This is a genomic window from Microvirga sp. KLBC 81 (assembly GCF_003075415.1).
GTDB lineage: Bacteria > Pseudomonadota > Alphaproteobacteria > Rhizobiales > Beijerinckiaceae > Microvirga.
On the sequence record NZ_QDAH01000004.1, the window covers coordinates 170,764 to 184,953 of the forward strand.

At 60.2% G+C, this 14,190-nt stretch carries 12 protein-coding genes; 9 read left to right on the plus strand and 3 right to left on the minus strand.

Annotated features, from left to right (window positions below):
- Positions 1-659 precede the first annotated feature (659 nt).
- The 3 genes from DC522_RS04835 to DC522_RS04845 all read left to right on the plus strand — a co-directional run bounded on the left by DC522_RS04835 (position 660) and on the right by DC522_RS04845 (position 4,370).
- Positions 660-1,388 carry a lytic transglycosylase domain-containing protein gene (locus tag DC522_RS04835; RefSeq protein ID WP_116527564.1) on the plus strand — a complete coding sequence of 243 codons (729 nt, stop codon included), beginning with the start codon at positions 660-662 and terminating at the stop codon, positions 1,386-1,388.
- A gap of 1,071 nt (positions 1,389-2,459) precedes the next feature.
- The gene (locus DC522_RS04840; protein ID WP_116527565.1) at positions 2,460-3,236 is read left to right on the plus strand and encodes a hypothetical protein; all 777 of its coding nucleotides are present in this window, start codon (positions 2,460-2,462) and stop codon (positions 3,234-3,236) included.
- Positions 3,237-3,800: 564 nt separating this feature from the next.
- Positions 3,801-4,370 (plus strand): hypothetical protein, encoded by a 570-nt coding sequence (locus DC522_RS04845; RefSeq protein ID WP_133239227.1) that lies wholly within the window; start codon positions 3,801-3,803, stop codon positions 4,368-4,370.
- An 826-nt stretch (positions 4,371-5,196) separates the two neighbouring features.
- On the opposite strand, the gene DC522_RS04850 is transcribed toward DC522_RS04845, so the two are convergent.
- Positions 5,197-5,517, minus strand: coding sequence for a hypothetical protein (locus DC522_RS04850; RefSeq protein ID WP_116527567.1), 321 nt, complete (start codon positions 5,515-5,517; stop codon positions 5,197-5,199).
- Positions 5,518-5,789: 272 nt separating this feature from the next.
- On the opposite strand from DC522_RS04850, the gene DC522_RS35760 reads away from it, so the two are divergent.
- Positions 5,790-5,972, plus strand: a complete 183-nt coding sequence (locus tag DC522_RS35760) for a WGR domain-containing protein (RefSeq protein ID WP_256369836.1) — start codon at positions 5,790-5,792, stop codon at positions 5,970-5,972.
- Between the two features lie 42 nt (positions 5,973-6,014).
- Here DC522_RS35760 and DC522_RS04860 read toward each other — a convergent pair whose 3' ends face one another.
- A complete protein-coding gene (locus DC522_RS04860) occupies positions 6,015-6,338 on the minus strand; it encodes a hypothetical protein (protein ID WP_116527568.1) in 324 nt (107 codons plus the stop codon).
- Between the two features lie 606 nt (positions 6,339-6,944).
- Here DC522_RS04860 and DC522_RS34630 point away from each other — a divergent pair.
- The 3 genes from DC522_RS34630 to DC522_RS04880 all read left to right on the plus strand — a co-directional run bounded on the left by DC522_RS34630 (position 6,945) and on the right by DC522_RS04880 (position 9,687).
- Positions 6,945-7,394 (plus strand): hypothetical protein, encoded by a 450-nt coding sequence (locus DC522_RS34630; protein ID WP_165820051.1) that lies wholly within the window; start codon positions 6,945-6,947, stop codon positions 7,392-7,394.
- A gap of 351 nt (positions 7,395-7,745) precedes the next feature.
- Complete coding sequence (locus tag DC522_RS04875; RefSeq protein WP_116527571.1) at positions 7,746-8,414, plus strand: hypothetical protein; 669 nt, start codon at positions 7,746-7,748, stop codon at positions 8,412-8,414.
- A 220-nt stretch (positions 8,415-8,634) separates the two neighbouring features.
- Positions 8,635-9,687 (plus strand): hypothetical protein, encoded by a 1,053-nt coding sequence (locus DC522_RS04880; protein WP_133239228.1) that lies wholly within the window; start codon positions 8,635-8,637, stop codon positions 9,685-9,687.
- A 163-nt stretch (positions 9,688-9,850) separates the two neighbouring features.
- On the opposite strand, the gene DC522_RS34245 is transcribed toward DC522_RS04880, so the two are convergent.
- Positions 9,851-10,462: a hypothetical protein gene (locus DC522_RS34245; RefSeq protein ID WP_133239229.1), complete on the minus strand. Its 612-nt coding sequence runs from the start codon at positions 10,460-10,462 to the stop codon at positions 9,851-9,853.
- A 1,355-nt stretch (positions 10,463-11,817) separates the two neighbouring features.
- Here DC522_RS34245 and DC522_RS04895 point away from each other — a divergent pair.
- Together DC522_RS04895 and DC522_RS04900 are read left to right on the plus strand one after the other, a co-directional pair.
- The gene (locus tag DC522_RS04895; protein ID WP_116527575.1) at positions 11,818-12,789 is read left to right on the plus strand and encodes a hypothetical protein; all 972 of its coding nucleotides are present in this window, start codon (positions 11,818-11,820) and stop codon (positions 12,787-12,789) included.
- Between the two features lie 337 nt (positions 12,790-13,126).
- Positions 13,127-13,345 carry a hypothetical protein gene (locus DC522_RS04900; RefSeq protein WP_133239230.1) on the plus strand — a complete coding sequence of 73 codons (219 nt, stop codon included), beginning with the start codon at positions 13,127-13,129 and terminating at the stop codon, positions 13,343-13,345.
- Positions 13,346-14,190: the final 845 nt, after the last annotated feature.

A 14,190-nucleotide genomic window follows, 5' to 3' on the forward strand; every position in this document is an offset into this window, starting at 1 on the left:
CTCTAGCTCGATCAGCATAAGCGGCCAATATTGGCCTAGGCCTGTGCAGATAAGTCTCAATTGCGGGTGAAGAACCCAGTTGGGTTTGCTGTGTTGGGCGCTTGCCGCCCACGGCAGCGCTCCTGCCGAAGGGAGTACAGATGCGGAGGGCGCCCGTTCTCAGAGATAGACTGATCTCCCGTGGCCTTCAGCGCAGCTTAGGGCAGCAGTGTCGGATCGCCGGCAGCAATGCCCCAGGCTTGGTTCTGAGGTGTCTGATTGGACTATGACGACACTGGCGGCCGACATCGAAGTCTGCGGAGCATTGGTTTACAATTTAGCTGTACCCGATTGTGACTTAATCATCACAAGACTGAGCCGTTTACAGATAGTTGCTGAAATTGTTGAGGTGCAAGCTGCCTCTTGATCTGCGGGTCCAAGGTTCGCGTCCTTGTACACCCACCAAAGTGTTCGAGGACTTAGGCAAAGTGGGTAGAGCGTCTTCTAAAGCTGTGTCCGTACTATGTCCAAAACGAACTCCCCCGAAATACCGCCGCTCGCCTGCATTGAGCTTAGCGATCCTGCAGGTTACGCTTCGCGCGCAAGTCCTTTGGTCGGGTGCAGCAAACCAGGTCTAAACCTTTCCGCGCCAGACTGGCTTTAGTCGAAGTCGAGGCGCGATGTTGAGATCACAGGTTTTCTTCTGGGCCATACTGGTGCTGGCCCTCCTCAGTTCGGGCGGTGCCCAAATCCAAGGCGTCCAAGCACAGGTGCTTGCTGCCTCAATCACTTCATCTCCCCAGGATCAGGCTGTTCTCAAGGAATTCCCCGGTCGTTCGCTGTATCTGGACATCATCAGACGAGAGGCGGTCTCTCGTGGACTTCCCGCTGCCATTGCCGATGCGGTGGTGCGGATCGAGAGCGGGTACAACCCAACGGCTGTTGGCTCAGTCGGGGAGATCGGGCTCATGCAGGTTCGACCCACCACAGCTGCGATGATGGGCTTTAGCGGCACGACTGCTGATCTGGCTCAGCCGGAGACGAACATCCGCTATGGAGTGGCTTACCTCGCAAAAGCCTGGCGTTTAGCTGGTGGGGACCTCTGCCGGGCGCTGATGAAGTACCGGGCCGGTCACGGTGAGGGCAGCATGTCTCCGTTGAGCGCCGAGTACTGTCGTAGGGCCCAAGTGCATCTGGCCGCGATCGGGTGGTTCCCTGAAACGGAAGTGCGCCCGCCGCCGGGCGTCAACACGGCTCCCGTTCGGTTGGCCGATGCAAGCCCTCAAGAGGCGGAGATCAATAGGGGACCGAAGATGGTCTCGGTGCGGTCGTCCGGTGCTCTGTTGGCCGCGAACCGTGCGCTAATGGCGGAGGCCTGGCGTCGGATCTCTATTGCGGCGAGAAGGTGATGCTTCCAGAAAGCGTATACGTCTAGGCCCTGGGTGGAGGAGGGGCGGTACCTTAGAAGCGCACTCGTTTGCGCCACTGAGGGCGACTGCCGCACCAGGGGCTCGCCTGTCCTGGTCTCACTCGAGTGCGACCTTGGATGTTGCCGACCGGAACAACAAGTGAGGGTTAGATCCACCGCTCAGTGGATCAGGCCACCGTGACGACGGCGGGCATCTCGATATCGATCTCGGAAGCGGAGTTGCTCGTAGGCTTCTCATCAGATCATGGCCTTGCGCCAGCCGGCCCGTGCCGCATCATGTTCGGAGCAGAACCAACGTTCACCTTTGGGTCAGGTGATCCGTATGGCGTAGTAATAGGGCTGGTTTGGCACGTAATCTCTGCCCGCCTGTGTCGGGGCTGATGTTGGCCTTAATGCTGCAGCCCTTCTCCACGATGAATTTCTGCCATTCTTGAATCTCCATTAGGAGTAGGACTTTTTAGTCACGGCAGTAGCCTAGATGTACTCAGTATTTATACCTGAACTGAAATCAGAGATACCGGGCTAGTACTGAGGAGAACTACCAGCAAGGACATCAATTTCGGTAAGACATGACTCCTAACGTTCAGATTCCGAGTTGGAACTACTGTGAAAGGGGGAGCCATGAAGCCTTCACTCATCCTCGCTGTGTCGGGAATTGCAATGCTCCTAGCGTATCCGACATCATCACACGCACAGGGGGCAAGCCTTAGACAGCAATGCATTCCGGACGTCCCCGACGTTTCAAGGTACGCGAACTGCGGCCTGCAGGTGGTGCGAGGACACGAAGTATGCCGGTGCGCAATCCTCCCCCAGGCACAACGCACGACTACCCGACAGCTCGACCAAGATGCCAAATTTACAAGCCTGACGGAGGGCGTGCCCAGGCGTGATGGTGCGGTTGGCCATTCCGTCACTCTTATCCCGGTTAATCCGTTGCCGCCCCCCACCTGTCTGCAAAGCGGTTGGATCAATCCCGCAACTGGGGTGGAGAGCTGCTCGAACGACAGCGACCGTGGCACTGACAGGGCCAGCAACGACAGAGGAGGCTCCGGTGGCGGTGGCTCGGGTGGCTCCGGTAGCGGTGGCAAGGGCGGTGGTGGCTCCGGCGGGGGTGGCACAGGCAGCGGTGGTTCTGGCGGAGCTGGTTCCGGTAGTGGTGGCACTGGAGGTGGCACGGGTGGTGGCGGCTCCTCGGGTGGAGGCTCTGTCGGTGGTGGCTCATCCGGCGGGGGCTCATCCGGCGGTGGCTCCTCGGGTGGTGGATCGTCGGGTGGAGGCTCCGGCGGTAGCTCTGGTGGCGGCGGATCCTCGGGTGGTGGATCGTCGGGTGGAGGCTCCGGCGGTAGCTCTGGTGGCGGCGGATCCTCGGGTAGTGGTTCCTCGGGTGGCGGCTCTGGCAGCGGCTCTGGCAGCGGCTCCTCGGGTGGTAGCTCCGGTGGCGGCGGCGCCTCGGGCGGCGGTTCCTCGAGCGGTGATTCCTCCGGTGGCGGCTCATCCGGCGGGGGCTCTGGCGGTGGTGGGAGCAATAGCGGTCCCGGCAACGGCAACGGCAACAACGGCAATCCCGGCAACGGCGGAGGAAACACGGGCGGGTCCGGACCAGGCACTGGCAATGGTGGCACTAACAATGGCGGCGGCAACGGCGGCGATGGCACCGGCAATGGTGGCACTAACAACAGCGGTGGGAAGGGCAGTAACGGCAACGGCAGCGGAGGCGCCCCTCCTGGCACGGGCGGCCTTGCAAATAGCTCCCAGGGATCTGGCAATGGTGGCGGTTCGGGCGGAAGAGGCGGCAGAGATCGCTGACGTGGTCTCGAGCCTGGCCTGATGAAGTCAGAACTGAATCTACGGTAGCAGGGGGCAGCACATATTAGCGCTGCAACGGACAATAAGGTTCGCGACAAACATTATAGAAACCGTCAGTACCCTTGGTGTTTGTCATGTGCCCCCTACGGTCTGATGAGACACTGGACAGCCGAACAACCCAAACACTGCGGGGTTGTTCGTTCTCCGCACCTGCCCCCGGCTGGGAAGCCTTACACCCCCAGCTAGGGCCACAGGCGCCCGAAGCCGGAGATTCGCAATGGCCCCCTCAGTTAGGGCGCTATTATTAAATGTTACCGTCAGAGCAAATGTCGCTGAGGGCCGTGTGTGGAATAAGGCTGAGACAGGCGCGGCGCTGGAGGCTATCCACCCGTTTCGGACGCTTGATGTCCGTGCAGCTCTCCGGCTTCCGGGCTGGAAATGGTGACGGCGTTCGCATGATCTTGAGACGCTTATGCGGGTAAGCACAAAGATAGCGATTCTTTTTTGGGCGGCATCACTCGCCGGAGCGTGCGGGCCACAGGGTGCCACGCACGAGAACCAGCGCGCCCCGGCGGCAAAGATCAAAATGGACCTTGACGAGGTGCGGTCGAAGTTGGTGGCGGCCGGGATCCCCGCCACGGCGATCCGGCCCGGCAAGGATCCTGATTACGACATCGATATCCTGATCCTGTCGCCGACCGATCAGATGCTGGCGAAGGCTGACCGAGACGCAATGGCCAAGCTACAGATCGACAGCCATTATGCATTCGACTTCGCCACTGAGGAGCAGCGGGTGGCCTTCGCGCCATTCGTGGTGGCCGAAAACGCCCGGCGTGACCGCGAGGCAGCAATCGCGGTGCTGAGCCAAGACGGCAAGCTCGACAAAGTCCCGCGGTTCGACGGAAGAGAGCCGATGTCCGCCTTCGCGCACCGGCTCGAGCAATTTTGCGGTTTTGAGCCGGGCGAGGCGCTTCGCGTGGTGGACCTGCACTGGCTTGAGTTCAATAACCCATCCTTCGGCCGGGAAACTGCAGTGGCTCAAGCGGAGGGTCGCTCGATTGAATCGTTCTGGTGTCTCAAGCGAGTTATAGACGCCACCGGTCTCAGCCGGCACTTCATCGGCAATCGCTTCCGCAATCCTGACGATGCCACATGACCTCCGCTGCATCCCGGTCCCGGATGTGAGCCGCAGATTGCGTTATTCTACAGCATCGAACCAAAAGTGGATTTGCACTTTTGGGACCCATCCGATGCTTTCTCCTTGAATGAGAGCATCGTGTGACGCGGAAAACCGGATCCACTTTTCACTGGCGTGGCCCTTCGGGTCGCTGACGCAGACCTTCGGTTCCGCACGATGCTCTAGGTGCGGCAGCCGTTCCATTCACACGCGCCAAATTGGCCGAGTGCGGACTCTCGGAATGAGCCGCGATATCGCATAGTTGCCTTTGGGGAACCAGATAGCGTGTCACCTGAGCGTACTCGGAAGACGATCCGGACACTGCTCGGCCCAATAAAGCGAACCGCGAAGACGCTTCGACAGCACCGCGGTGCGCTCACGAATACTGACGAATGCCACGGCTGAAAGCAAAACGAGGACCACGCCCCCCGGCATTGGTCCTCGTCTTTCCCCTCGCCCAAGAACTCCAGGCGAGGAAAACATACCGCAACTCTCGCTGACCCACAGGGGCTAAAAGGGAGTACCCCGTGCGAATTGAAGGAGGAGAGGAGCAAGGGTGGGGCTTGGGGCTACAACGGCCCTCGTCCTCTCCTTGCCCAATGCGAAGGGGGCAAATCGCATTGGGCCATAAGATCATAGCTCAATGCTCATCGCCGCAGCGCGGCTAAGGCGCTGTACCTCACCTGCGTCAAACAATCTCCACCATCGGCAACCGCTCCGGCTCGGCCTTGTGTCGGGGAAGACGGGCCGCCAGCACAGCCGCGATCGGCCCCGACTTCATGGCAAGAAATCTGCCCGCCAGTCCTCAGCATCGATGGACACGAACCCGCTGGTTCGGACCGACCACATAGCTTTGGACCGCGCAGCCAGGACGATCAGCCCGCTGCGGGAGTGCCGGGAGAACTGTGCCAGTCACATCGACATCCCGCGGTGCGATATTCACGTTAGTCTCGCGTGGCCAGATTTGGGCGGTCGCTGGGACGGGGGTTCCATCTGGGTAGCGCAGCACCGGGTCGACGACTGTTCCATCCGGATTGCGAAGGATCTGATCGGCCTGAGCCAGCACCGCCTCGGGCAGAGCTGCCCCAAGAGCCAGAAGACCGAGAAGCAGCATGCGGTTGAGCATGGGTTATCTCCCGTCAGAAAGCCCCTGAAGAAAACGGAAGAACAGGGCTGCCAGTTCATCCGTGGTTAGCCGTGCCAGGATCGCCCCGCTGCGGTCTGGCAGCAGGACAAAGGTTGATCAGGAGGCCAAGAACTTCAGCAGCTTGATCGCGGCTGTCAGCAACCGCACTGCCAACACGCTTGGCCAGATAGAAGCTGACCTTTGGCTCAGAGGACGTGAGCTGGCTCGCCAAGTGCTACCTCGTTCTGCACCAGGTCGACCCGGAGTAGGACATCCGGCGCTTTTACTCCCTCAGGATCGAGCGGGATCTCTTCGGGACCGTGCGCCTAGTGCGCAACGGGGACCGGATCCGCACCAACGGGCAGGAGTTGGTTGAGATCTTTGACGAGGAGGCCGGCGCGGGGCTGGAGATCTTGGCACAGGCCAAGTGGCGACGGGGCTATCGGGACCTCTGATTTCACACCGCGGAGTGCCCGCTATCGACTCATTCCGGGCATTTAGTTGGTTGTGTCGAGCCAGTCTTTAAGCCAGCTCTCCAAGCTGGGATCAAGATCAGTGAACGCCTCCTCGATGGTCAGTTCATCGTCGTAGTAATAGTCATTGAACGCTACGATGACGCCGCGTTCAAGGTCGTATGAGGCAGGGCCGACATTGTGGGTCAACGGCAAGAGATGCGGCGGCCAGGCAGCTTCCCCGGTGTAACCGGGGCCGCGACGGCGAAGGTCGTCATATTCCAGACCGATGCGCTCCAGCGAATAAAACCCTGGCCCGTGCCGGGGCCGAAACCCCATCAGCGATCGAAGAGAGCTGTCGTAAGTCATGCGGGATCGGCCTGCCGATCTTCTCCTCGATCACATCAAAGCCAGTTTCTGTCGCAGGTGGCGCAAGAGGGGAGTTGTTCGTGTCCTCACTCGACGCGCTGAGCCATCCGTCGGCTCGCGTGACATGCATGGGGCATCTTCCGACCCCAGCGTTCCATTTGCTCGGCCGAGAGGCGAACGGAGTTCGGCGAACCGGGGCTCTCCAAGTCAAAGAGCTCAGCGAGCTTATCAGGATCATCTACGACGCCGACAGGCTCGCGCTTCGGCGCAGCGCTCCGTCGACGCGGGTCCTGGATACGCAGCTTGATGGAGGAGATGAGTTCGGGTGAGAGGCTTGGGCACATTTTTCATTCTGCTTGCTCAATGGGCGAAAGCAAGATGCAACGGCAGCGCAGTAACTGTCTCGTAACCACAACTTGAAGCGACCCTGATCCAATCCAGGCATGCGGCGTTCTCCGTCTGCTTGAACGGGGAGGACTGCCCATGACCATTCTCGATCCGATCACCGGAAACCTCGTCACCATCGACACCTCGATCAGACCACGTCGCTAAGGCGCTGGAGGCCATCGCCCAGACGAAGCGGTGGCAGGGCTACCGGGATTTGTGATGGCTTACATTCCAACGCCCATTGTGCCGCAGGATAGCAGTCTATTTATTTCTGCCACCGCCGTTACCGCTGTTGCCACCCCCGCCGCCATTCCCATTGCCGTTGTTGCCGCTACCGCCGTTGCCGTTGCCGCTGTTGCCTCCGCCGCCCCCGTTGCCATTGCCGTTGTTGCCGTTGTTGCCGCCAGTACCTCCAGCGCCGCCGTTGCCCCCCGGGCCTGCGGGCGGCCCGCTGGAGAAAGCGCCACTGATCGCAGTGTTCGCTTGCTGCCACTGGGCTGCAAGCTGAGTGCCAGTCGCCGCGATGGAGATCAGCGCCGCGCCCGCGATCAGGCCGAGCAAAAGCGAATACTCAACCATTGCCGCGCCGGCATCATCCCGAACGACATGCTGCCAGAACCGCCCCCGTGGCCCCATTCCTGTCTCCTGTCGATGTTGTCCAACTATTAGTGACAGCGTTCCTATCGAGCCGCGAGCGATCAAGCGGAGTAATCACGCGGGGTGAGCCTTGTACCGCCCGCCTCGCGCGAGGCGGGTACGCCGTTGCATTCCACAACGCTGATTACCCGCAAATTGAGAAATAACCCATAAGGTCCAATATGGAACCTGAAAAAGCGTATTCGTGAAGTCTTCGCGGCGGCTTATGGAACGCGCCGCGCCCATTCAGTGAAACCGGCCCTGGTGGAGGCCGCGGCGCGCGATACTCGTTACTGCTTTCGCGTCAGATGCCGAAATGCTGCTTGAGGAGTTGGATTGGACGGTGCGCACCACCGCGTTCCGCTTCCGGACAGGAGTTAACCTGTGGCCGCCCTTTCATCGCTATCCTTTGAAGAATGGATCGCCTTCGTCTTTGATCACCCGGCCACGGGGCCGGAGTGGTACTGGGCAGAGGATGTGCCCTACTGGGACGCGCCGGCCCGGCTAACCACCGAATATGTGACGAGACTGTTCGAGGATCCTCTCCCGGCGCTCACCGGGTTCACCGATGCCGAAGTGAACATGGGACTGAATTATCTGATCAGTCCGGGTCTCGGGGAGCATCTGTTCTGCCTCGATGACCCTTCCGTGGAGATCCAGGCACGGGTGCGCTGCGTCCGCGCGTGCGAGAGTCTGTTCCGCCAGCTCTTCCGGCCCCGATGCTCGCCGCATCTGTCCCACCGCGACGAGCCCGGACGGTTCCCGCTCAATGCGGTGTGCTACATGTGGTGGGATCTCATGCCGGTCCATGGCGGCCCGCAAGAGGAAGACCGCCGCGCGCTGCACGCGGCCGCTTTGGAGACCATGGGGGCCATTCTTCGGATGGATTCGGTCGCTTGCCAGGAAAGCGCGCTTCATGGGCTCGGTCACTGGCACACAGCTTTCCCGGAGGAGACCGCGCGCATGATCGACGCCTTCATCCGGTCGCACCCGCATAGCCGGCCTGAACTGCTGGCATACGCAAGGGGGGCACGCTGCGGCTGCGTGCTTTAAGAGATGGAGCCGGCGGTACAGCCGCGGTCGGCCCCGCCTTTCCTAGGTGCCAGCCCTACTCAGTCCAGTGCGCTGCGCTCGTCACCTCGAAAAATCCGGCCGTTTACACGGGTTAGCTGTGGTCCTACTCCCGAGGATGAAGAAATCTCATCTTCAGTAGTCTCTGGAACTGACCGAGCGTGACCATATTGTTCTAGGTGCTTGCCGCCAATGGAGCCAAATGATGCGCACCTTGGATCGCCTTACCCTGATCAGCACCTGTCTTGCCACCACCGTAGTGATCTTCACGACTGTGCCGGTTGTCCAGCAATTCCTGCCACGACGAGAGACGCTGTTTGACTTCCGGCGGCGTGAGCAGCCGGTCGTGCAAACGGTCGACCTGTCGCGTCTGACCCCTCAGATCCGACAGGCCGTCGAGAAGGCCCGAGAGCAGGGGCTCCACCAAGCCCGCTTGGAACTCGACAAGCTGCACGCCCGCATCATGGCCAAGGTCGATGGCGCGTTCCTGGACTGGTACTTTGGCTATGTGACCCAGCAGCGCATGGCCTGGGGGTACGCGTTCAACAAGGCCGCAAGCTGGGTCTCCGGCAGCGATGCCGACAAGGACCTCCAGGAGCATATTGCCCGAGAGTTCGGCCTGCGCGTCATACCGGCGCCGGTCCTCGACGAGGAGCTCCAGAGGATTGCCCGGCAGTCGGTTGCGGTGTTCCTGACATCTCTCCAGGATCACCTGCAAAGCATCCCCAAACAGTACGAGATCCCGCCCGCGCAATGGGAGGCTTACCTGGCAAGCATCTCGACCATGGTCAGCCTGACGGAGGGCAGCCGCAGTGTCCCGCTGACCCTCAAGGCCTTTGCCGCCGGCCTGGTCTGGAGCGGCACAGGCGTGGTGGCCAGCCTGGCACCTGCCGTGACGGCTCAACTCGCCAGAACGGCGGTTGTCGCAGGAACCACCCGCGCAACCGGAGTTCTGACAGGGGCGGTCGCCCGGAAAGCTCTAACGACTGTCGGGCGGCAAGCCGCCGCGCGAGGGGCCGCGGCATCGGCTGGCTCCTGGGGGCCTGTTGTGGGAGGGGCTGCTCTGTTAGGGCTGATCGTCTGGGAGATCTGGGACCACAGGAGCACGGTTGCAGAGAACCGGCCCTTGCTGCGCAACAACATCGATCATTTTCTGCGGCTGTACGAGCACAGTCTTGTCGAACCGGCCGGCATGATTGGCACGATTCTCCACGACCTGGAGACCAGGATCGTCACGAACATTGTCAGCACATAGGCTACTGGCTGAACAAAAAGGCGCTCGGCAGAGAACCGCAAATGTTGCCGCTTGATTGAAGGCTTTGGGTAGGCTGAGTTCCCTTGTGGTGCTTGGGTTGTTTAGCTCCTGTTCGGGCTCGCGGCACTCCTGCATTGGTCCGAAAACGGCTCACCTATACTGATTAGCAGGAGATCAGAAGCGTCGCCGGATACGGATCCCTACAGCTCACAGCGTCGGCTTGATCGTTTTTATCGTGTGTGAAGAGCCGTCCTGTCTTCGCAATGCATCCTGGTGGAAGCGGGGCAGAACCAACAGGCTTATATCCCATCTGCCGCATCAGGTTTGTGACGAGATAGCCCGCTTGTGCCGTATCTTCGTTATGCTTGCCATAGTCAGACCCAAGGGCCTCTTTGAGAAGCGAGTCAATGAATGCCAAGGGCGGCAGACCCTGTTTAACAGCCGCGAGAGCCGCCCGCTTCCCTTCAGGCGAGAAGATGACTTGCTCCATGACCTTTGAGATAAGACCAGTGTGGCAATGGCGATCGTTCTCGAACTTCGCGCCGGCTTGCCAGTTACCTGCGGCCCGCAATTCAAGGGAGTGGGCGGATGCTTGGTACAGCAAAGGAACAATGCAGAACGAAGTGAGAGGAGAAGCGTCATCTAAATGAAAGGAGAGGTCATCATGGACGCCGCGACCTACTTGGTTACTTACGCTTTCCTCACCAACATCCAGCCTGCTCCTCTCCTGCTGCTGATGGCAATCGCCATTCGCTTCGGCTGGAATGTCGCCCATGACATTGGAACCCGCCGTCGCATCGAACAGCGGTTTAACCAGATTATCTGACGAGGCCAGTAACAGACCGGATGTCTAAGCTGCTGAGGGTGTCGACACGCAATTGCCAGCGCGGCTGGACCCAGGACAGAACAGTGCGATGTCGGATGACACCTGCTCGCGTGTCATCCTCCTCCGCCCTGTCTAGGTTGTGGGCTGCCCACGCGAGCAGGTGTCATCCGAGGCCGCTGGGCCGCCTCACCCAGTTTTTCTTCAGATACCTACGACTGCCAGCACATGGATCGCGCCTGATTCGACCTGATGATTGCGGTGCTTGATGTTGAGACCAGGCGCGGCCATCTGGTGGCGATTCATGCCCTGATCCCGGGCCCGCTCATGAGAGGGATATTCTCACAGCCACTACACCGAATGGGGCCGAAGGTGCAGCCCGCCAGTATTGGGGATATCACCATCCGCTCCACGGGCTTCAGCGGTCCAAACCATCCCAAGTCCTCATGAATCACCAGAGAGCTGGGGGAAGGCGGGGGCGGGAACGGTCAGGTCGATAGCCCCCAAACAAGCCCTGCGTCAGGTCTGCGCGCCGGTGCTTGAGAGATGATTGGTTTTCGGAGCTTTCAGCAGGCATGAACGCGAACTGTTGCTCCAGAGAGCACGGTGTACGTCCTCGTCGTGCACGCAGGGCGCGGGAGTGCATTGATGGCGGGAGGCGCTGCGGCTTCGGGAACAGCCTCCAACGAGGGGTCGAGTGCGCCTGTGACATCAACATCCTGTTGCGGAGGGAGGGGGAGTTCAGGTTCTGCTTGGGTCGGTGATGAGGCCGCTGTGGCAGGAGGGATGATTGCCTCCATAGGAGGATCGACCCAGAGGCGCCGCTCCTTGGCAACGGCGTGCAAGGACGGAGTCATCAGACAAAGGAAACACGCCGCAACGGTGCGCAACTTGATCGGCACTTTATCAGCTCCTCTAGCGCTATAACGTGGTGAGCTGTGCTTCGGTTTCTGCGGCTGTACTATTGTGTCGGCCGGCGGAATAGGCACTTCATCCGCGATGGCATCAGGTCTGCCATATGTTTCGTAGCGTTTTACTGCAATGGCAACGGCACGCCTGGTTGGCGATCGTCCAGAACTGCGTCGCAGCCTTATAGACCGCGCGAAAACGTCAATTTGTTTTAAGGACCAATCGACGGTTGCGCGTTTGTGGCTAGCATGGCTCCTGTCGATCAGGCTGCCACCTCACGCGCCGCTTGCAGGTGCCAGCCCACTTGTGGCTACTCCGGAAGAAGCCATCGGTCGTCTCGGTGATCGCTTGCGGCCCTCTGACGGCCCGATATGCTATCAGGCATATTGGGGGGCGAAATGGATCAGTCGCAGTTCACAAATACGGTGTCCAGCATCCAGGCGTCAGGTCGTATCGGGCCCGAGCAAGTCCTGCAGCTGCGTCGGATCATCTACGGCGGCCGGGTTGTGTCAAAGCAGCACATTGAGGGGCTGTTCACCCTTGATTGCACCTGCTCTGAGAAGAGCGATGCCTGGACCGACCTGTATGCGGAAGCCATCGCCGACTTTCTCGTCGAACATCAGGAGCCTGCGGGCTATGTCGATGACCGAAATGCTGACTGGCTCATCGAGCAGGTCAGTCGGGACGGACGGATTGACACCGCTGCGGAGCTTGAAGCGGTGATCGGTGTTCTGGAAAAGTCGAAGAAGAGTCCGGAACGGCTGGTGCGCTTCGCCCTTGAGGCCGCGCGCGACACCGTCCTTCAGGGATCGGGACCGGCGCGCCGCGGCGGAGAATACAAGCCAGGGATCGTCACTGAGGCTGATGTGCAGTTCCTGCGGCGCATTCTCTATGCCTATGGTGGCGATCAGCACATTGCTGTCTCGCGTGCCGAGGCAGAGGTCCTGTTTGAGATCAACGACGCCACCGCAGAAGCTGAGAACCACCCGGCATGGTCTGATTTGTTCGTCAAAGCTGTCGCCAACTCCGTGCTGTTCTATTCTGGCTATACCGTCCCGACCCGCGAGGAGGCTCTGCAGCGAGAGCGCTGGCTCGACGAGCCCATAGATGTGGGCTCGTTCTTCGGACGGATGCTGGAGGGGCTGGCAGGGGTGTTCACTGGCTACCGCGCGCCCGAGGCCCGTGCGAAGGAGACAGGCGTCTGGGGCAAGGCCGAGGTTCGGCAGGCGGGCCACATCACCGGTGACGAGGCACATTGGCTGAGCGCTCGTCTGCAGCGGGACGGAATGCTGCACGAAAATGAACGGGCTCTGTTGGCCTTTCTGCGCGACAAGGCGGTTCTGATCGATCCGGCCTTGCAGGTCGCATAGAGCGGCACGATGGATCAGAATTGCTGTGCAGGCCAGTGACAGTGTGCAACCCATGCTGATGCTAGGTTTCTCAGCGTCCCTGCCATCACAGCGAGAAGACAGAGGTGAGCCAGTGCGGCAGCGTAAGGGAGCTCTGTCGCGCTGTACAATGGTGCATGGCCATCAAGCGGCCTCAGTGCCCACAATACCGGTACGGCGGAGTGGATCATGGCAGGATGACTTCCTGTGCGGCTACGTCCCGGGCCAGGGCACAATTGTCACCGACCGATCCCTTTGCGCCGCTTCAAGCCGCCAAGAAATGCGGCAGGAGTGATGTCAATTCTGCTGGGGTGGTGTGATGCAAACGGCCATGAATGTCATGGGGGCTCTCTCGCTCGGGGTCTACGCGATCCCCATTCTGTTCATCCTCTGGAAGGTTGTAAGAACACCTCTCCGAAGCTGGCTGCCCTTCCTGTTTTTGATCGGCCTGATTTTATTGATCCAGGGACTGGGCGAGTTGATTGGCGCCGACACGATGACCACGCTTATGTACTGGCTCGCCGGCTTTAGGTGGTAGACGAATTCTGGTCTGGCCGATTTAAGGAAAACATCCAAGATGGGATCCTCTTGATCCCTGCCGATCAGAGGACGTTTGTATAAAGCCCCAGCGAGAGGCATCTAAGTTGTCCGTGCGGCTGCGGGCAATTGGGCTGCTCCGCATCACGACCAGAAGCTCAACGCAGGTGAAGGTCGCTCAGAAAGTGAGCGGCACGTCCGGCGCCCGAGACGGGATCGTAGCCCGCGGATGAGCCGACTGATACTGATGGGCGAGGTGCCACCTGAGAGCTGCCCAAGCCCGCGGTCGCTCGTTGTTTCAGGCGGAGCGCAGGTGCGGATGTTCCAAGAACGGCTGTGTACGTGCCGGAGACGAGAGCGGCTTAATCTTCACAGGAAGCTGGCACTCGCTGTTCGAGGCGGAACCTCCAAGCCCGCGTTGGCGGCCTCTTGCGGCCTGACCAGATCCGCTTGTCGCCGTCGAAAGCGCGGATAGCAGGAGTTTAGGCAGTGTGGCATGATTAACTTCTTAAACGAGGGCTCTTTTCAGTGTCTCTTTCGGCGTATTGCATACCCAGTAAGCATTAGGCCATCCGGTCTATGGCTTGCTTAGACCGCTCACTGCGTACTCTCGGAGGAACGGATTAATAAGACCTTAGTGGTTACCTCTGGAGGGAGCAGCAATGTCAGCAGAAACTCTCTGTCGCAGCACCGGTGAAAGCCTCCAGGACGCGAGGGCAGTGAGAAACGTCGGGCAGGCCGTGAAGACAATTCTGTTTGGTCGGAACCCGTTGATCCGCGTAGGGTTCGAACATCTCCTCGCTGGGACCTGCTTTGCCGTAGCAGGCGTTGCGTCCGATGACGCCT

What these genes read in the sequence shown, in the direction of transcription:
- DC522_RS04835 (WP_116527564.1), top strand. Translation starts at nt 660, where the DNA reads ATGTTGAGATCACAGGTTTTCTTCTGGGCCATACTGGTGCTGGCCCTC.
- DC522_RS04845 (WP_133239227.1), top strand. Translation starts at nt 3,801, where the DNA reads ATGGACCTTGACGAGGTGCGGTCGAAGTTGGTGGCGGCCGGGATCCCC.
- DC522_RS04850 (WP_116527567.1), bottom strand. Translation starts at nt 5,517, where the DNA reads ATGCTCAACCGCATGCTGCTTCTCGGTCTTCTGGCTCTTGGGGCAGCT.
- DC522_RS04860 (WP_116527568.1), bottom strand. Translation starts at nt 6,338, where the DNA reads ATGACTTACGACAGCTCTCTTCGATCGCTGATGGGGTTTCGGCCCCGG.
- DC522_RS34630 (WP_165820051.1), top strand. Translation starts at nt 6,945, where the DNA reads ATGGCTTACATTCCAACGCCCATTGTGCCGCAGGATAGCAGTCTATTT.
- DC522_RS04880 (WP_133239228.1), top strand. Translation starts at nt 8,635, where the DNA reads ATGATGCGCACCTTGGATCGCCTTACCCTGATCAGCACCTGTCTTGCC.
- DC522_RS34245 (WP_133239229.1), bottom strand. Translation starts at nt 10,462, where the DNA reads ATGGGCGACATTCCAGCCGAAGCGAATGGCGATTGCCATCAGCAGCAG.
- DC522_RS04895 (WP_116527575.1), top strand. Translation starts at nt 11,818, where the DNA reads ATGGATCAGTCGCAGTTCACAAATACGGTGTCCAGCATCCAGGCGTCA.
- DC522_RS04900 (WP_133239230.1), top strand. Translation starts at nt 13,127, where the DNA reads ATGCAAACGGCCATGAATGTCATGGGGGCTCTCTCGCTCGGGGTCTAC.